The following is an 18176-nucleotide window of genomic DNA, read 5'->3' as shown; positions in this document are numbered from 1 at the left end:
TCAGATGGACGGCGGAGGAGATGACTCCGGCGCATCATGCTGCGCCGTTTCGTCGTGTTGCGCGGCTGCATCCGCGGCGCGGTTGGTGCGCCACGCATAGAGCACGGTAATCAGCACATAAACGATGGGCGCACCCTGGGCGCCGACCCAATAGGCGAACGTCCAGTCCGAGTTGAAAAAGTGCGTCGACAGGTCACGCGCAAAGAACGCGATCACGAATGTCACCACAAACCACACCGCGAGCAGCGCCGCGATCCAACGCATGTTGGCGATCCAGCGGCGGCGTGCAGGGGTTCCGGGCGTGATGCTCATGCGGTGGCCTCTTCGCCAGACGAGGCGCGATGCAGCGTGATGCGAAAGCGCGCCCCCGCCAGCCGCGGAGATGCCTGATACACGTTGTCGAGCACCTCGATGTCGCCGCCGTGCTGCTGCACGATTTCGCGCACGATGGCCAGGCCCAAACCGCTGCCCTCGGCCTGTGTGCCAAGAATGCGGTAGAAGCGCTGCATCACGCGTTCGCGCTCGGCCACGGGGATGCCGGGGCCAGTGTCATCCACGTCGATGAAGACGAACGGCTCAAACGGCGCGGTGGTCACGCGCACGGTGACATGTCCACCGTCGGGCGTGTAGCGGATCGCGTTGTCCAGCAGATTGTTGAGCATCTCGGCGAGCATCGTCGCATTGCCCGAAATCGTGACCGGCGGCCCAGGCTCCTCAAAACCGAGGTCGATCTGCTTGGCCCAGGCCTTTGGCAGCCACTCTGCCACCACCTGGCGTGACAGCGCGCAGATATCCAGCGGCACCAGACCGTCGGTGGCGCCCATGTTTTCCATGCGCGCCAGAGAAAGCAACTGCTTGACGAGGTGCGCGGTGCGATCCGAGCTGTCGGCGATATGCGCGAGCGTGCGACGCAGCTCGTCGGGCGATTGTTCGCGCTGTGCCAACTCCGCTTGCATGCGCAGACCCGCCAGCGGCGTCTTCATCTGATGCGCGGCATCCGCGATGAAGCGCTTCTGCGTATGCACCGATTGCTCCAGCCGCCCAAGCAGATCATTGAACGACGCCACCAGCGGCGTCAGCTCCTGCGGCGCGGCGCCTTCGTCGATGGGGCTGGTGTCGCCCGGGTTGCGCGCGCGGATGCGCTCCTGGATCGCGTTGAGCGGCGCCAGCCCGCGCGTCAGCCCAAACCACACCAGGATTACTGCCAACGGCAGGATCACGAACTGCGGCAGGATCACGCCCTTGATGATTTCGTTCGCGAGTTGCGCGCGCTTGTCGAGCGTCTCCGCCACTTGCACCAGCGCGGGCTTGTCGCCAGAGCCCGGCCGCTGCACGAACGTATACGCAACACGAATCTCAGCGCCGTGGATGTGGTCGTCGCGCAGTTGCACGAGCCCCCCCGCGTTGGCGTCTTCTTCGGGCGGCAGGGGCAGGTCGCGGTCCCCGGAGACAAACTCGCCGTTGGTGCCGAGAACCTGGTAGTAAATGTTGTCGGTTTCGTCGGCACGCAAAATCTCGCGTGCCGAGATCGGCAGTTGCAGCGTCACGCGGCCATTCACCTCGCGCAGTTGCTGGCTGAGCACGATCGCGCTCGATTCCAGCGCGCGGTCGTAGGGCGCGTTCGCAATCGACTTGGCCACCAGATACGTCACCGCAATGCTCATCGGCCACAGCAAGAGCAGCGGCGCGAGCATCCAGTCGAGAATTTCGCCGAAGAGGGATCGGGCGACGGGCCGCGTGGCGTCGTCTTCGAGGTGGGGGAGTGTGTCGGTGAGATCGCCGCCGTCATCGCGGCCATCAGTCCCGGGAGTCGTGTCGTCACGGTCGCGCAGCGACGCGCGATGCCGACGCCACGGCCAGGCCAACCGATCACCCATGGGCAGCCGTCGCGGTTGTCGTCGGGGTGGCCATGCGTTCCAGGCAATAGCCCAGCCCGCGCACGGTAGCGATGCGGATGCCTTCCACCTCGATCTTCTTGCGCAGCCGGTGGATGTAGACCTCGATGGCGTTGTTGCTGACTTCTTCGCCCCAGCCGCACAGGTGGTCGACCAGTTGCTCTTTCGACACCAGGCGGCCGACGCGCGCCAGCAGAATCTCCAGCAGCCCGATCTCGCGTGCCGACAGTTCCACCACCTGATCATGGATATAGGCGATGCGCCCGACCTGATCGAATGCCAGCGGCCCATGGCGGACAAGCGTGGCGCCACCGCCCGTACCCCGCCGCACCAGCGCGCGCACGCGCGCTTCCAGCTCAGACAGCGCGAACGGCTTGGCCATGTAATCGTCCGCGCCCAGATCAAGGCCCTTGACGCGTTCTTCCACACTGTCTGCGGCGGTCAGGATCAACACCGGCAGCATGGCCCCGCGCGAGCGCAGGCGCTTGAGGACCTCCAGCCCGGACATGCGCGGCAGGCCCACGTCGAGAATCAGCAGGTCATAGGTTTGGGCCGTTTGCGCGGACAGCGCCGCGTCGGCAGTCGCCCCATCGGAGGCTTGGTCGACGGCATAACCCGCCTGGCGTAGCGAGCGAGTAAGCCCGTCAGCCAGCGTGGCGTCGTCTTCGGCAATCAGAATGCGCATGCGTGTCTCCCCGCGATGCCGGGCAAGATGTCTTGCCCATCCCGCCCGCTACATTGTTTTCGCGCGATATGTGTTCTGGAGACTTGTCAAAACCACTGGTTTTTTATACAGTACTCCGAATTCGCGGTGCTGTAGTCTTGGCGGCGCTAAAGTCATGAAATGGGTCGTGTCGGGGGCAATCACGCTGCGGCCCGTTATTGCAGGCAACCGCTGGAATCGCAAGCCCTTGCGGCCCATTTATACACCAATTTGCACGAAGGACGACCATGGAAGACGGTAAGAAGGCAGCCGCAATGAGCGCAGAAAAGCAGAAGGCGCTGGCTGCCGCGCTCGCGCAGATCGAAAAGCAGTTCGGCAAAGGCTCCATCATGAAGATGGGCGACGCCGAGGTCGAGCCGGTCCAAGTCGTGTCGACAGGTTCGTTGGGGTTGGACGTGGCGCTGGGCGTTGGTGGCTTGCCGCGCGGCCGCGTGGTGGAAATTTACGGTCCGGAATCATCGGGTAAAACTACCCTGACACTGCAGGTGGTTGCCGAGATGCAGAAGCTGGGCGGCACTTGCGCCTTCATTGATGCTGAACATGCGCTTGACGTCACTTATGCCGACAAGATTGGTGTGAGCGTGCCGGACCTGCTGATTTCCCAGCCGGACACGGGTGAACAAGCTCTAGAAATTGCTGACGCGCTGGTTCGGTCGGGCTCGGTTGACCTGATCGTCATCGATTCGGTGGCTGCCCTGGTGCCAAAGGCTGAAATTGAAGGCGAAATGGGCGACGCACTGCCCGGCCTGCAGGCCCGTCTGATGAGCCAAGCACTGCGCAAGCTGACCGGCACCATCAAGAAGACCAATTGCATGGTCATCTTCATCAACCAGATCCGCATGAAGATCGGCGTGATGTTTGGCTCGCCGGAAACCACCACGGGTGGTAACGCGCTCAAGTTCTACGCTTCAGTGCGTCTGGACATCCGCCGCATCGGTTCGATCAAGAAGGGCGACGACGTGGTCGGCAACGAGACCAAGGTCAAGGTCGTCAAGAACAAGGTGGCGCCGCCGTTCCGCGAAGCCATCTTCGACATCCTTTACGGCCAGGGTGTGTCGCGCGAGGGCGAAATCATCGACCTTGGCGTGGAAGCCAAGATCGTTGAGAAGTCCGGCGCCTGGTACAGCTACGGCGGCGAGCGTATCGGCCAAGGCCGCGACAACTGCCGTGAATACCTGCGCGAGAACCCTGACCTCGCCCGCGACATCGAGAACAAGGTCCGCGAAGCACTGGGCGTGACGCCGATGGGCGCCGTCGCGGTGGCCGAGGAAGTCGGAGAAGAGTAATTGGGTTGGCCGTCGGCGCAGATCGACGGCTCTATCGAGCTTCATACGCCTGCCGTCCCCCAACGGCGGGCGTTTTCTTTTTGAGCCTGAAACCGTATGCCGTTGCCACGCCCACCGTTATCGCTGAAGGCACGTGCGCTGGGCTATCTGTCTCGGCGCGAGCACAGCCGCGTCGAATTGCGCCGTAAGTTGGTGCCGCACGCCGAGTCGGCCGAGCAGGTCGATGCGCTGCTGGATTGGCTGGAGGGCGAAAACTGGCTTTCCAACACGCGTTTTGCCGAAAGCATGGTGCACCGCCGCGCGGGCCGCTACGGTACGGCGCGCCTGATGCAGGAGTTGAAAACACATCAGCTTGGCGCAGAGACGCTGGGCGAGGTCAAGGCGCAACTGCAAAGCACGGAAGCAGCGCGCGCCAAGGCTCTGTGGGAAAAGCGCTTCGGCCGCCCACCAGCCGATCTAGCCGAACGGGCCAAGCAGGTGCGATACATGATGGCGCGTGGATTCTCCCGGTCGGTGGTGTCGCGCATCATCGCGGGGGCCGATGAACTGCTCGAAGATGGCGACGAGTCGGACTGAACGCCGTCGATCTAGCAACAATTCGCTCGGACAATCCTCTTGTGTGCGGATCGTGGCCGTTGCACCTTACCCGGTTGTTGCAACCGCTTTCACACTGCGTTGCAGCACGCGACCAGTCTGGGCGTGACGACGTGTTAAAATTCAAGTCTTTGGTACCGTCCTTCATCTCAATTGCCGGACGGTAGTGTTCGTGTGTGGCGGCTGATGCGCTGCTGCATATGTCCCGTGGGCGATGCGCGAGATCCGCGCGCGCCGCCTCCATCGGTCCTATCAGTCGTCTGGTCCATGCCTCTGTCTGCTCCCGTCCCGCGCGTCATGCGCCACCGCCGTGCCATCACGGTGGAGGCCTATTTGCGGGAAGACGGCCTGTGGGACATCGAAGCGCGCCTGACCGACACCAAACCACGTGACATCCCCCTGGCCAGCGGCGGCGTGCGCCCGGAAGGCCAGCCGCTGCATGACCTGTGGCTGTGCGTGACCATCGATACCCGCATGAACGTTGTGGATGCCGAAGCGTGCTCCGACTGGGTGCCGTATCCAACACATTGCGACACGATTGGCCCCGCCTATCGAAAGCTCATCGGCCTGAATCTGATGAAGGGATTTCGAAAGGCCTCGCGTGAGAGACTTGGCGGCGTAGCGGGTTGTACGCACCTGACGGAGCTGTGTGGTGTGTTGCCGACCGCCGCCATCCAGGCCTTCGCGGGCGACGTCTTCCCGGTGCGCGATAACTCCAACGACCTCCGGCCTGTCGAGCCCGGTGAAAAACCGCCTTATCAACTCCATGGCTGCCATGCCCTGCATCTTGAGGGTGAGGTGGTCCGCAAGCATTACCCGCGCTGGTTTGCATACCAGCCCGAAGCCAAGATCCAACCGCCACCCACCGAACTGTCGCCTGAGCCCTCGTCCTGAAGGGCACCGCGCTGTTCGCGTTTTCAATACTCATCACACTCACTCTGCCTAGCAAAGGAAACACGCATGAATATCCATGAGTACCAAGGCAAGGAAATCCTGCGCAAATACAATGTGCCGGTTCCGCGCGGCATTCCGGCCTTCTCGGTCGACGAGGCTATCAAGGCCGCAGAAACCCTGGGCGGCCCGGTGTGGGTCGTGAAGGCACAGATTCATGCGGGTGGCCGTGGCAAGGGCGGCGGCGTGAAGGTTGCCAAGAGCATGGAGCAGGTCAAGGAATACGCCAGCAGCATCCTGGGCATGACGCTGGTGACGCACCAGACCGGTCCGGAAGGCAAGCTGGTCAAGCGCCTGCTGATCGAAGAAGGCGCGGACATCAAGAAGGAACTGTACGTGTCGCTGGTGGTGGACCGTGTCTCGCAGCAGGTCGCGCTGATGGCCTCCAGCGAAGGCGGCATGGACATCGAAGAGGTCGCCGAATCGCACCCGGAAAAGATCCACACGCTGCTGATCGATCCGCAAGCCGGTCTGCAAGACGCCCAGGCTGACGACATCGCCCGCAAGATCGGCGTGCCCGACGCGAGCGTGCCGCAAGCCCGCCAAGCCCTGCAGGGCCTGTACAAGGCATTCTGGGAAACCGACGCTTCGCAAGCTGAAATCAACCCGCTGATCCTGACCGGCGACGGCAAGGTCATCGCGCTGGACGCCAAGTTCAACTTCGACTCGAACGCGCTGTTCCGTCACCCGGAAATCGTTGCGTACCGTGATCTGGATGAAGAAGATCCGGCGGAAATCGAAGCCTCGAAGTTCGACCTGGCCTACATCTCGCTCGACGGCAACATCGGCTGCCTGGTGAACGGCGCCGGTCTGGCCATGGCCACGATGGACACCATCAAGTTGTTCGGCGGCGAGCCGGCCAACTTCCTCGACGTGGGCGGCGGTGCCACCACCGAGAAGGTGACCGAAGCCTTCAAGCTGATGCTGAAGAACCCGGACGTGAAGGCCATCCTGGTCAACATCTTCGGCGGCATCATGCGTTGCGACGTGATCGCCGAAGGCGTGATCGCGGCAGCAAAGGCTGTGTCGCTGTCGGTGCCGCTGGTTGTGCGCATGAAGGGCACCAACGAAGACCTCGGCAAGAAGATGCTGGCCGACTCGGGTCTGCCCATCATCGCCGCAGACACGATGGCAGAGGCCGCCGAGAAGGTCGTGGCCGCAGCCGCCGGCAAGTAAGCCGCCCGCTGACCCAACCATACGCGAACGCGAGCTGCGCCCGCTGCTGAGTACGTCGGCGCGGCTCGCTGCATAAAAGGATTACAGCATGTCGATTCTGATCAACAAAGATACCAAGGTCATCACCCAGGGGATCACCGGTAAGACCGGCCAGTTCCACACCCGCGGCTGCCGCGACTACGCCAACGGCAAGAACGCCTTCGTGGCAGGCGTGAACCCGAAGAAGGCCGGCGAAGACTTCGAAGGCATTCCCATCTACGCAACCGTCAAGGACGCCAAGGCCCAGACCGGCGCGACCGTGTCGGTGATCTACGTGCCGCCCGCTGGCGCCGCTGATGCCATCTGGGAAGCTGTCGAAGCTGAACTGGACCTGGTGGTTTGCATCACCGAAGGCATCCCCGTGCGCGACATGATGATGGTCAAGGACAAGATGCGTAAGGCCGGCAGCAAGACGCTGCTGCTGGGCCCGAACTGCCCGGGCCTGATCACGCCGGACGAAATCAAGATCGGCATCATGCCGGGCCACATCCACCGCAAGGGCCGCATCGGCGTGGTGTCGCGCTCGGGCACGCTCACGTACGAAGCCGTGGGCCAGCTGACCGCGCTGGGCCTGGGCCAATCGTCGGCAGTCGGTATCGGCGGCGACCCGATCAACGGTCTGAAGCACATCGACGTGATGAAGATGTTCAATGACGATCCGGAAACGGACGCCGTGGTCATGATCGGTGAGATTGGTGGTCCGGACGAAGCCAACGCGGCTTACTGGATCAAGGACAACATGAAGAAGCCGGTGGTTGGCTTCATCGCTGGCGTGACCGCGCCTCCGGGCAAGCGCATGGGCCACGCCGGCGCGTTGATCTCGGGCGGTGCCGACACCGCGCAAGCCAAGCTCGACATCATGGAAGAGTGCGGCATCAAGACCACCAAGAACCCGTCGGAAATGGCACGTCTGCTCAAGGCGATGCTGTAATCGGCAAGGTTTGAGGTTGTGCGAGAACGGGGGCTTCGGCTCCCGTTTTTGTTTGATCGCGATGCAGCATGCGATCCAGGCACGACATGTGTATAAGCACACAAGACGCTGCAAACCGATTTCCCCGCCAACCCGCAAGGACATCTTCGAGAACACTATGGCGCTCACCTCAAGCGCATTCTGGTTCGCACTTGGCTCCATCATCCTGACCAACATCGTGCTGTCGGGCGACAACGCGGTGGTCATCGCGCTGGCCGCGCGCAACCTGCCCAAGCGTCAGCAGAAGCAGGCCATTTTCTGGGGCAGCGCCGGCGCCATTGTGCTGCGCGTGGTGTTGACCGTGCTGGCCGTCAAGCTGCTTGCGTTGCCATACCTGAAAACGATTGGCGCGGTGCTGCTGGTCTACATCGGCGTGAAGCTGCTGACGGAAGCCGACGAGGAGGCCGCCGATCGCCATCAGCGTGCCGGCCTATGGGCGGCCATCCAAACCATCCTCATCGCCGACTTTGTGATGTCGCTCGATAACGTGGTCGCCGTGGCCGCCGCCGCCGAGAAGGGGCCGCCGGGCACGACGTTTCTGCTGCTGGTGTTGGGGCTTGGATTGTCGGTACCGCTGATCGTGTTCGGCAGCACGTTGCTGGTGGGCGTCATGGCGCGCTTTCCCGTCATCATCACACTCGGAGCGGCGCTGCTCGGCTATCTAGCTGGCGACATGCTCGTCACCGATCCGATCGATGCGGCGTGGTTTGAGCGCGCGATGCCGTATGCGGATGTAGTGGTGGGGTGCGTTGGGGCGCTGCTGGTCGTGAGCGTAGGCCGGTGGCTCAGCCGGCGAACGTTGCGGCAGGCCTAGTCCGAACGAATCCCCTCGAAAGTAGGTGATGACGGGTTCTGTCCGGAATTCTGTCAAGAACGGTCAGATTTGCGCCGCAAATTTCGACAAAGCGCGCCAGTTTTTTCCCCGAAATATGGTGTGTGCCTTGGCATAGTCCGTGCACGGTGGCCTCCCAACAACAAAATGCCTTTTGGGGAGAGGTCATGGGCTTCAAACACAGCAAGGGAACAAGGCGTCAGGCGGGCGGTTTTACGCTGATCGAGCTGATGATTGTGGTGGCGATTGTTGGGATTCTGGCGGCATTGGCGATTCCGGCGTATCAGGACTATACGATTCGGTCGCGGGTGACGGAGGGGCTGATCATTGCGGTGCAGGCGAAGGCGTTGGTGGTGGAGAATGCCGCCAATTCGCAGAGCGATCTGTCATTGGGTTGGGCTTCGCTGCCTACCAGCAAGAACGTTTCGGGCATGCAGGTGAATAGCGGGAACGGGGAAATCACGATTCAGTTTTCATCAGCGGTTGCTCCAGCGGGGTCGAATCAGTTGATCCTGACGCCGTATTCCGGCGGAGCTTCATCGACGTATGTCAATCTTAGCGCTAGCGCTCCGCCGCCCGCGCTCGTGATGTGGACTTGTTCCGCGAATGGGAAGCAGATGCCCACCAACGTTACCCGGACTGCCACGCCTACGCTGGATTCTCGTTATGCCCCCTCAGAGTGCCGATAGGCACAGCAGTTGGCGGTCCCCGGCAAGGGCGCCTTTGAGGCGCCCTTGCCATTCGTTTGTCTGAATGCAGTGGAAGCGAATGTGGTGTGGAGCCCGATAAATTGACGGTCTTCGTCACGCAATGTCAAAAACTGTCACTTCATGTCGGGGTAGACATGTGGATGGCGCCAGTTTTGGCACACAAATTCACGAAATCGAGTTGGCACACTCCCTGCTCTAATAGCTCTGCATCATCCTTAACCAAATTTTTCCGGGGGAAAATTCAATGAAATCGATGCGTCGTCTGAACAAGCGTGTCCAGAAGGGCTTCACTCTGATCGAACTGATGATCGTGGTCGCGATCGTCGGTATTCTGGCTGCTATCGCAATCCCTGCGTATCAGGACTACACGATCCGCGCCCGCGTGACGGAAGGCCTGTCGCTGGCTGCCGCTACCAAGGTTCTCGTGGCTGAAAACGCTGCGAACGGCAACGATCCGGCCAACGGCTTTGCATCGGTGCCGGCAACCAAGAACGTCACTAATTTGCAGCTCGCTTCGGGCACTGGCGTGATTACCATCACGTATGCGTCGAATGCTGGTGCAGGTACTCTGAATCTGATTCCCTATTACAGCAGCGGTGGTACCGCCACTGCGCTGTCAACTGGTGTTGTGCCGGCTGCCCCGATTCAATGGTCGTGCGCCGCTGCGGGTAAGACGCCCCCGGTTGGCTCTGCTGGTACGTTGGTATCCAAGTACGCTCCGGCTGAGTGCCGCTAAGTTAGACTTCTGGCTTGTCCTGAAAGAGCGCCTTCGGGCGCTCTTTTTATTGCGCGTTGCTGTTTCCTTACCTACCTCGATGTCTCGTTCATCGCCTTTCTGGCTGCTATCTTGGTTTGCCGCCGGCGCGTGCTGGGCAGCGCCCTTTCTAGTCGCCCCACATACGTATCCGATTCCGACGTTTTACGGTGAGGCTGTAACAGCGGCCGTCTGGGCTTTGTGGGGGCTACTCGTCCTTGCAAGCAGTTGGAGCAGCAAGCGAGACTTGCCTGTGACTGTGTTGGCCCCGGCCGGTCTAGCGCTTGTCCTGCTATTGCAGTTACTGGTCGCACCGCCACTGAACCCAATTTTGTCTTTCGGAGCAATTGTTGCGTTGCTGGCAGCTGCTGGGATTGTCGGAATTGCTGCGCGTTGCAAGGACGTGCCGGGTGTGGTCGAGGCAATTGCAGTTGGTGTCATTGTCGGCTCACTGCTGACGGTAGCGATTGAGTTACTGCAACTGTTCAATGTACGAACTTTCTCGGCGGGCTGGATATCCCTTCCGCCGGAGCCGCCGGCACGCAGGATGTGGGGCAATCTGAATCAACCAAACCACGTAGCCTCTTATCTGGCGATAGGTCTCGCTGCATGTGTGTTTCTGGTGTATCGGGCAGTTCGCTGGAAATGGCTCGCCTTACCGATTGCCATGGCGCTTTTGGTGGGCATCACGCTGACCTTCTCGCGCACCGCTTGGATTCACGTCGTTGTGGTCGGCGTGCTATGTGGGTTGCTACAAAAGGGAGAACGGCGGGGATTCCAAGGCTGGTTGAATGCCGCGGTGCCACCGGCCGTTTTTGTGCTCTGCTACCAGTTGTGCAACTTGCTCGTTGCTTATACCAACGATGTCATGCATCTCGGTTTGCCTACGTCCCTGGGAGAACGGATGGTGCATGGCGTATCGGACCGTGCCCCGCTCTGGAACCATGCATGGCATATGTTCAAAACGCATCCCTGGGTCGGAGGTGGCTGGGGCGATTATGCCTACAACCAGTTCGTTCAGACCGACACACTTGGCGACGTGGTCATGTCGATGAACGCGCATAACGTTGTGCTGGACCTATTAGCCAAGGTCGGCATCTTGGGGCTTCTGGCAGTTGCGTTGCCCTGCATGGGATTGGTCATCGTCGTCTGGCGACGGAAGTTGACGCCTGAACTCGCTTTTTTCTATGCAGTCATCTTGGTGCTTGCCGCACACTCCATGTTGGAGTACCCACTCCATTACCTGTTTTTCCTCTTTCCTTTCGCATTTGCTTTGGGTTGGGTTGACAGTCGCACCCTGTCCAAGCCAAGTCCAAAGATGGCGTGGACATTGACCGCCACATTTATTATCTGCGGCACAGCGTTACTGCTCAAACTTTGGCCAAACTACCGAGCGGTGGAGAATCTCTATTATTTTCAAGGAGACTATCGGGCGATGCTTAAGGACTATGAGAAAGAACCGCTTACACTGCTGTCACCCTATGCCAATCTTGCAATTGCCATGAAGCTCGGGGTGTCATTTGAGATGGCGCCTGTCGTGGCAGCAGTCCAGCGCCAGGCTGTGCAGCTTTATCCTGGACCAGGGACTGTGCAGCGTTATGCGGTGGCGTTAGCCTACCAAGGGAAGATCGATGATGCGGTTACGCAAATGCGACGATTGCGCCATGAGTACTGGTCCGATTATGGCGCGCAGACGACCTTTGTACAATCGACATGCGCAGCCAAGCTTGAGGGCCTCGAATCTTTCTGTTCTCGACTGAAAACAGACGGTCTGCTTTCGCCAGGAAATTAGGAAATTTCCTGAGAATAATAAGAATGCCAGTCAAGATTTATTGAGTCGAAGCAGTTTTTGCCGATCATCCGCTAGTCTTGTGGGTCTGTTTTGCGCAATGAGACGCGCAATCAGTATCGGAATATGACTAGTGGAGGATCGATGAATTTTCGTGGTGCATTATCGAAAAGGGCGCAACGCGGTTTCACTCTGATTGAGCTAATGATTGTCGTAGCGATTGTAGGTATTCTGGCCGCTATCGCCGTCCCGGCATATCAGGACTACACCATTCGTGCGAAGGTTACCGAAGGTCTGACAATTGCCGCACAAACCAAGACTCTGGTTGCGGAAAACGCTATTGCAGGCCAGAGCGACTTGTCCAAAGGAATGTCGAGATTCACGGCGACCAAGAGCGTTTCGGACTTGGCTGTTAATAAAGATACGGGTGAAATTGTTGTGACGTACGACTCGGAAATAGTACCGGTCAACAAGAGCAAATTGGTTCTGATGCCGTATTCAGATAGTGCCAATCTTCAAGCTGGCAGTGTGCCTATGGCTGCAATTCAGTGGGTCTGCGCAGCAGGCGGAAAAAGCATGCCCGAGGACAGCGTGAAACTGAGTACTACTCCTACGCTGGATGCTAAATATGCTCCAGCTGAGTGCCGCTGATTTCCACCCGTCATAAGCAAAAAAGAGCGTCAGAAAGACGCTCTTTTCTTTTGTCGGGACAGGATTATTCCACCACCCAATCCCCCGACTTCCCCCCATGCTTTTCCAATAGCCGCACATCCCCAATCACCATCCCCCGATCCACAGCCTTACACATGTCATAGATGGTAAGCAGCCCCACCTGCACCGCAGTCAGCGCCTCCATTTCAACGCCAGTTTGCCCACGCGTCTCAGCACGAACCGTACAGCGGACGGTGTGTGAAGCCTCATCCAGCGCAAACTCCACCCCAACCTTCGTCAACGCCAACGGATGACACAACGGAATCAAATCCGACGTCCGCTTAGAGCCTTGGATGGCCGCAACGCGCGCAATCCCGAGCACATCGCCTTTCTTGGCGTTGCCATCGCGCACCAGCGCAAACGTCTCGGGCAGCATGCGGATCGTGCCGGTGGCGACGGCCACGCGGTGGGTGACAGCCTTGTCGCCGACGTCGACCATATGGGCTTGTCCGGCGGAATCGAAGTGGGTGAGTTGCGACATGAGTGACAGCGCGTTTTGCGGGGCAGGGTGCGAAGCGTTTTATGATAGCAAGCACCCGGCTTGCGGCGATGTTGCCGCGCTGATTCCGCTCTCCGTGCTTTCCGTATGACGCTTTCCCTTTTTCGGCCGCGCGTCCGCAAGCTGACGGCCACTGTGTTGTTATCGACATGGCTGGCGCCCCTGCCGCTGCCCGTGCTGGCGCAGGCGGTGGCGTCCGCGCCGGCGGCCTCGGTCAACCCGGGGTTGGGCTCTGCCGTGGCGGCGGATCAGGTGCAGAGCAACCTGAACCGCAGCGTGCAGATCGGCCGGCAGTCGCCGTATTTGCCGAAGGAGCCGGCTGTCATAGATGCGCCGACGTACGAGTTGCCCGACATGGGCGATCCGTCGACGGCGTCGTTGTCGCCCGAGATGGAACGCCGTCTGGGCGATCGCGTGATGCGCCAGATCCGCCGCGATCCGGACTTTGTGCCCGACCCGCTGATCACCGATTACCTCAATACCATCGGCTACAAGTTGATCGAAGCGGCGCGCCGTCAGCACGTGGCGGGCAGCACGTCGGCGTCGAGCTTTGAACTGTTTGCCGTGCGTGATCCCGGCATCAATGCGTTTGCGTTGCCGGGCGGCTACATTGGCGTGAACACGGGTACGTTGGTCGCGACCGAGAGTGAATCGGAGTTGGCTTCGGTGCTCGGCCACGAAATCGGGCACGTGCTGCAGCGGCATATTGCGCGCGGCATTGATAAATCCGGTGAGTCGATGTGGATTGCGCTGGCGTCGATTCTGCTGGCCGGTCTGGCGGCCACCAAAAGCGGGGACGCCGCGCAGGCGCTGGCGATGGGTGGGCAGGCGGCCGCGGTGTCGAACCAGCTCGCGTTCTCGCGCGGCGCGGAGCGCGAGGCAGACCGCGTAGGCTTCACACTGCTTACGGGCGCGGGCTACAACCCCGACGGCATGCCGGACTTTTTCCGCCGTCTGCAGCGTGTGACGAACATTGCCGATACCGGCGTGATTCCCGGTTATGCGCGCACCCACCCGCTGACCGGCGAGCGCATCGCCGACATGGAGGACCGCGCGCGTGGCTTGCCGCATCCGCGCCAACCTCGCCGGCCAGAATTTGGTTTCGCAAAGGCGCGCGCGCGCGTGCTGCAGGAAACGTCGACAAGCGCCTATATCGACGTGCGCAATGCGATGCGGTCGCAATTGTCGTCGGCGCCGGATGCGCCTGTCGAGAAGCGCGCGGCGCTCTGGTACGGCGTGGCCGTCGCCAACCAGATGGCCGGGCGGCTGGACGATGCTGAACAAGCGCTGCAGGAGGCGCGACGCCTGTACGGCAACATTCCCGGCATCACATCGGGCAGCGTCGAGCTGGACGTAACGGCCATCGAACTGGCACGCGCTCGTAACCACGCATCGGAGGCGTTGACGTTGGCGCGCGCAGCACTCACTGCGTATCCGCTGTCACGCGCGGTGGGCATCACCTATGCGCAAACGCTGCTGGCGGCCGGCCGGGCCGATGACGCGATTCCGTATCTGAAAGACAAGACCCGCGAAGACACCGCCCAGCCAATCTGGTGGGACATGCTCGCTCGTGCCTACGCCGACAAAGGCAAGCGCGTTGAGCAGCATCGTGCGCTGGCGGAGAAATACGCGCGGGATGGGGCGTGGGGATCGGCGGTGGAGCAACTGAAGCTCGCCCGCGATGCGGGGGATGCGGATTTCTACACGCTATCCGAAGTGGATGCGCGCTTGCATCAGATGGAGCGGCAATACCGGGAAGAGAAGGCGGAAGACAAGGCGCTGCCGAAGTAGGGCGGGTGGTGCAGCGGGCGCTATTCCGCTGGCCGCGCTACGAAGCCATAGCGCTTTGCGACTTCGGCGCTCGCAATTGGCTCAATGTCGAACGTCTGATCCCCCAGGTTCAGCGTACCCAGCGCGGCTCCGCATGCTTCTCCGTGCCAATGGGCCAGCGAGGAGAAGGGCTCGAGATCGTGATCATGCAGCAGGGCAATGGTCTCTTCTGCTTCGTATCCGCCCACGCGGCCCGAGAGCAGCACGCTGCCTTGTTCATCGACAAAACAGCCGCTGAGCGAGAATGCGGCGCCGGTGGTTGTCGTGAATGCGGGCGTCGCGCCGTCGGCTGACAGCCGCGCCACCCACGGCGTGTAATCGAGTTCGACAAACACCCGCTGCGGCCCGTTTTGAAAGAACCAGCGCCCCGCATCGTCATGCGCGTAGTTGCGCACGATGAAGTCGACGAGCGCCGCGTGGCGGATCGGCTCGCCGGATAGCTTGTTGGCCTGCGCATATTCGTTGCGCATGCGCCATTGGCCACGCCGATCCAGCGCCAGCCAGCCAAAGCAATTCGGCACGTTCGGCCACTTGGCCATGGCCTGGCGGACGATGTCATCCATGGGCGTCTTCCGTCTTGGCTTGGCGGCCCAGCACGTCATCGAAAAAGCGCAGGATGCGTGCAGGCATCCAATCGACGCGGCCTGTCTTGCCATGGCGCACCAGGAAGCCGACATGGCCGCCGTGCAGCGGCTGGTCTAGCGTGATGTCGGGCGACACGTCAGCCGCGCCGGGCAGGTGTTGTCCGGGCAGGAACGGATCGTTGCGTGCGTTCAGCACCAGTGCCGGCACGCGCACCTCGCGCAGCACGGGTTTTGACGAGGCGCGTGTCCAGTAGTCGAGCACGTCGCGAAAGCCATGCAGCGGCGCGGTGACAAGGTTGTCGAACTGCCCCAGCGTGCGCGTGGCCATCATGGCGGCGCGGTCGTACAGGCCGGGGTGCTGGTCGAGCTTGGCGTTGGCCTTGTCCTTGAGCGTGCGCAGGAACATCCGCGTGTAGACCATGTTGAAGCCCTTGGACAACGCGGCGCCGCCGGCCCGCATGTCCAGCGGCGCAGACACCGTCGCTGCGGCGCTCACGTAGCGCGCATCGGTGCCATGTTCGCCCAGGTAGCGCAGCAGCGCATTGCCGCCCAGCGAGATGCCGACGACCAGCAGTTTGCGGCCCTGCGGCTGGCAAACCGTCCGGTAAAGGCGTTCGAGGATCCACGCGATCTCGGCGCCATCGCCGCAGTGGTACATGCGCGGCGCGAGGTTCATCTCGCCCGAGCAGCCGCGGAAGTGTGGAATGACACCTTGCCAGCGGCGTGCGCGCAGCGCGTCCATCAGCAGCCGCGCGTAATGGCTGCGCGAATCGCCTTCCAGGCCATGAAACATGACGACGAGCGGCGCGTGCGCGTCGGTCTCGTGCGTGGTCCAGTCGAGGTCGATGAAGTCGTGGTCGGGCGTGTCCCAGCGCTCACGCCGATACGCAATGCGCGGAAAGCGCCACAGGCGCGCGGGCACGATCGTTTGCGCATTGCCGCCGATCAGCCACCACGGCGAACGAAATGCGTGCGGCTCGAACGGCCCTGCAAGCAGGGCGCCCAGATTCAGTTCAAGGGGAGTGGCGTGGCGAGACGGGTGGGTCATCGAAAGGGACGGCGGCCACGCCAAGCGCGGCAGCTTAGTGCAGAGAGTGCGTGACGCTGGCGATGGAAGCGGCCACGCGTTCCTCGGCGGCCTGGCTGGAATGCACGTGGGCGATACGCCAGCCTTCGTGGTTCTGCATCAGCACGTAGGTCGTGTGCACGTACAGATCTGCCTCGGTGGCGGTGGCCGAGAAGCGCAGCGCTTCCGTGGCTTCGAAGATCGATACGCCCAGCGACGAATGCACCTGCTGCGAGAGGCATTCGATCCAGACCGGGTTCTTCTCGACCAGCGCATCGAGGCAGCCGCGCAGTTGCTCGTGGCCGTTCAGGCGCTGGCCGTCGGGCAGGATGAAGCTCACCGAGTCCTCATCGAGCCACAGCTTGAGCGCGCCATCGGCGTCGCGGCGCTTGAGCGCATCGCGATAGGCTTCGAGGATGTCCTCGGCGGCTTCGAACAGGCGGGCAAATCGTGGCATGGCGGTGAACGTTAAGGAGAGCGTATTACTGCGGCTGCAATAGCCGGCGCAATTCATGAAACACCATCTCGGGGCCGATGTCGCGCAGGCAGCGCAAGTGGCCCAGCGGGCATTCGCGTGCAAAGCACGGGCTGCACTCCAGATGGAGCCACATGATACTCGCAGCGGGCGACAGCGGCGGCGTGTGGCGGGGGTCGCTGGAGCCGAATACGGCCACCTGCGGGCGCCCCAGGGCAGCCGTCACGTGCATCAGGCCGGAATCGTTGCAGATGGCTGCTTCGGCGCGGGCAAGCAGTTCGATCGCCTCGTCCAGCGAAGTCTCGCCGCACAAGTTGCGCACAAACGGCGCACGCTCGACGATGGCATTGGCCATCTCGCGGTCCTTGCCCGAACCAAGTGCGACGATCTGCGCATACGGGAACGAGCGGCGCAGCATCTGCGCAAGCTCTGCAAAGTGCTCGGCGGGCCAGCGCTTGGCGGGGCCATATTCCGCCCCCGGGCAGAAGGCAATCAGCCGCGCATTGCCCGGAATGCCGAACTTGGCGGACGTGGCGGCCACGCGCTGCACATCGACGTCCAGCTTCGGATCGGGCAGCGTGTCGGGCAGCTTGGCGTGGGGCTTGAAAGCCAGCGCCGCGTAGTGCTGCACCATCGGCGGACGCGTGTTCTTGGGCGGATTCGGGTAGCGCACGTTCAGCACGCCCAGGCGCGACTCGCCCTTGTAGCCGATGCGCAGCGGAATGCCGGCCAGCCACGGGATCAGCGCGCTCTTGAACGAGTTCGGCAGCACGTACGCTGCGTCAAAGGTTTCGCCCTTGAGCTGCTGGGCGAACATCGTGCGGCTGCCGAGCTGCAGCTTGCCGTGGGCGAGTTCGGTCGGCAGCACGCGCGCGATTTCCGGCATGCGCGCCAGCACGGGCGCCACCCATTTCGGGGCGATCGCGTGGATCTGCGCACGCGGGTGGCGCGCCTTGAGCTGCGCGAACAACGGCTGCGCCATCAGCGCATCACCGATCCAGTTGGGGGCGACGACGAGAATCTTGCGCATCATCGAATCGCCTGGCGAGCGCGGTGACCGGTGTGCTGCAGGTGAATCGGGCTCAATGGTGGCCCTTCAGTTCAACGCCGGCGGCCAGCTTGTACACGGTGCCGCAGTAGGGGCACTTGGCTTCGCCGGTGTCGGCGATGTCGAGGAACACGCGCGGGTGGTAGTTCCAGGCCGGCGTCTTGGCGGTCGGGCAATGCAGCGGCAGGTCGTCTGCGCCGATTTCGATCGTGGGTACGGTTTGCGTGGTCATGGTGAGTGAGG

General features: G+C 61.8%; 20 protein-coding genes. 11 read left to right on the top strand and 9 right to left on the bottom strand.

The genetic code is table 11. From position 1 onward, the window contains the following. The 3 genes from NG898_RS07020 to NG898_RS07010 are packed head-to-tail and all read right to left on the bottom strand — an operon-like array spanning window position 1 to window position 2580. Window positions 1-312: a DUF4212 domain-containing protein gene (locus NG898_RS07020; protein WP_252691681.1), complete on the bottom strand. Its 312-nt coding sequence runs from the start codon at window positions 310-312 to the stop codon at window positions 1-3. Then, entirely contained in the window at window positions 309-1877 is a 1569-nt protein-coding gene (locus NG898_RS07015) for a sensor histidine kinase (RefSeq protein ID WP_252691680.1), read from the bottom strand. The genes NG898_RS07020 and NG898_RS07015 overlap by 4 nt, the downstream gene beginning before the upstream one ends. After that, entirely contained in the window at window positions 1870-2580 is a 711-nt protein-coding gene (locus tag NG898_RS07010) for a response regulator (protein ID WP_024976564.1), read from the bottom strand. Before NG898_RS07010 ends, NG898_RS07015 begins: the two co-directional genes overlap by 8 nt. Before the next feature lie 266 nt (window positions 2581-2846). On the opposite strand from NG898_RS07010, the gene recA reads away from it, so the two are divergent. The 10 genes from recA (at window position 2847) to NG898_RS06960 (ending at window position 12371) form a co-directional block, all read left to right on the top strand. Continuing rightward, window positions 2847-3905: a recombinase RecA gene (recA, locus tag NG898_RS07005; RefSeq protein ID WP_252691679.1), complete on the top strand. Its 1059-nt coding sequence runs from the start codon at window positions 2847-2849 to the stop codon at window positions 3903-3905. 96 nt (window positions 3906-4001) lie between these two features. Further along, window positions 4002-4481 (top strand): recombination regulator RecX, encoded by a 480-nt coding sequence (recX, locus tag NG898_RS07000; protein ID WP_252691678.1) that lies wholly within the window; start codon window positions 4002-4004, stop codon window positions 4479-4481. Between the two features lie 285 nt (window positions 4482-4766). Continuing rightward, window positions 4767-5393: a DUF2889 domain-containing protein gene (locus NG898_RS06995; protein WP_252691677.1), complete on the top strand. Its 627-nt coding sequence runs from the start codon at window positions 4767-4769 to the stop codon at window positions 5391-5393. 66 nt (window positions 5394-5459) lie between these two features. Beyond that, window positions 5460-6626: an ADP-forming succinate--CoA ligase subunit beta gene (sucC, locus tag NG898_RS06990; protein WP_092973140.1), complete on the top strand. Its 1167-nt coding sequence runs from the start codon at window positions 5460-5462 to the stop codon at window positions 6624-6626. 88 nt (window positions 6627-6714) lie between these two features. After that, a complete protein-coding gene (gene sucD / locus NG898_RS06985; protein WP_012434934.1) occupies window positions 6715-7596 on the top strand; it encodes a succinate--CoA ligase subunit alpha in 882 nt (293 codons plus the stop codon). Between the two features lie 157 nt (window positions 7597-7753). After that, a complete protein-coding gene (locus tag NG898_RS06980) occupies window positions 7754-8449 on the top strand; it encodes a TerC family protein (RefSeq protein WP_252691676.1) in 696 nt (231 codons plus the stop codon). A gap of 185 nt (window positions 8450-8634) precedes the next feature. Next, a complete protein-coding gene (locus NG898_RS06975) occupies window positions 8635-9156 on the top strand; it encodes a pilin (RefSeq protein WP_252691675.1) in 522 nt (173 codons plus the stop codon). Window positions 9157-9421: 265 nt separating this feature from the next. Continuing rightward, a complete protein-coding gene (locus NG898_RS06970) occupies window positions 9422-9913 on the top strand; it encodes a pilin (protein WP_252691674.1) in 492 nt (163 codons plus the stop codon). Between the two features lie 313 nt (window positions 9914-10226). Beyond that, window positions 10227-11723, top strand: a complete 1497-nt coding sequence (locus NG898_RS06965; protein ID WP_315862492.1) for a PglL family O-oligosaccharyltransferase — start codon at window positions 10227-10229, stop codon at window positions 11721-11723. 141 nt (window positions 11724-11864) lie between these two features. Then, on the top strand, window positions 11865-12371 hold the full coding sequence (locus NG898_RS06960; RefSeq protein ID WP_252691673.1) for a pilin: 507 nt from the start codon (window positions 11865-11867) through the stop codon (window positions 12369-12371). 64 nt (window positions 12372-12435) lie between these two features. Here NG898_RS06960 and moaC read toward each other — a convergent pair whose 3' ends face one another. After that, complete coding sequence (gene moaC / locus NG898_RS06955; RefSeq protein WP_252691672.1) at window positions 12436-12912, bottom strand: cyclic pyranopterin monophosphate synthase MoaC; 477 nt, start codon at window positions 12910-12912, stop codon at window positions 12436-12438. A 105-nt stretch (window positions 12913-13017) separates the two neighbouring features. On the opposite strand from moaC, the gene NG898_RS06950 reads away from it, so the two are divergent. Next, entirely contained in the window at window positions 13018-14721 is a 1704-nt protein-coding gene (locus NG898_RS06950; protein WP_252691671.1) for a beta-barrel assembly-enhancing protease, read from the top strand. 20 nt (window positions 14722-14741) lie between these two features. Here NG898_RS06950 and NG898_RS06945 read toward each other — a convergent pair whose 3' ends face one another. From NG898_RS06945 to NG898_RS06925, 5 genes are read right to left on the bottom strand one after another with little or no spacing between them, the layout of a single operon-like run. Further along, window positions 14742-15323 carry a DUF2946 family protein gene (locus tag NG898_RS06945; protein WP_252691670.1) on the bottom strand — a complete coding sequence of 194 codons (582 nt, stop codon included), beginning with the start codon at window positions 15321-15323 and terminating at the stop codon, window positions 14742-14744. Beyond that, window positions 15316-16392, bottom strand: coding sequence for a YheT family hydrolase (locus tag NG898_RS06940; protein WP_252691669.1), 1077 nt, complete (start codon window positions 16390-16392; stop codon window positions 15316-15318). Before NG898_RS06940 ends, NG898_RS06945 begins: the two co-directional genes overlap by 8 nt. A 34-nt stretch (window positions 16393-16426) precedes the next feature. Continuing rightward, window positions 16427-16867 carry a YybH family protein gene (locus NG898_RS06935; RefSeq protein ID WP_024976550.1) on the bottom strand — a complete coding sequence of 147 codons (441 nt, stop codon included), beginning with the start codon at window positions 16865-16867 and terminating at the stop codon, window positions 16427-16429. A gap of 25 nt (window positions 16868-16892) precedes the next feature. Further along, on the bottom strand, window positions 16893-17918 hold the full coding sequence (gene waaF / locus NG898_RS06930; protein ID WP_252691668.1) for a lipopolysaccharide heptosyltransferase II: 1026 nt from the start codon (window positions 17916-17918) through the stop codon (window positions 16893-16895). A 49-nt stretch (window positions 17919-17967) separates the two neighbouring features. Beyond that, complete coding sequence (locus NG898_RS06925; protein WP_252691667.1) at window positions 17968-18165, bottom strand: zinc-finger domain-containing protein; 198 nt, start codon at window positions 18163-18165, stop codon at window positions 17968-17970. Window positions 18166-18176 lie beyond the last annotated feature (11 nt).

Origin of the sequence: Ralstonia mojiangensis (assembly GCF_023955645.1) — a bacterium.
Classification (GTDB): domain Bacteria; phylum Pseudomonadota; class Gammaproteobacteria; order Burkholderiales; family Burkholderiaceae; genus Ralstonia; species Ralstonia mojiangensis.
The sequence above is the reverse complement of the archived record's forward strand: the minus strand, read 5'-3'. Positions and strand labels throughout refer to the sequence as shown.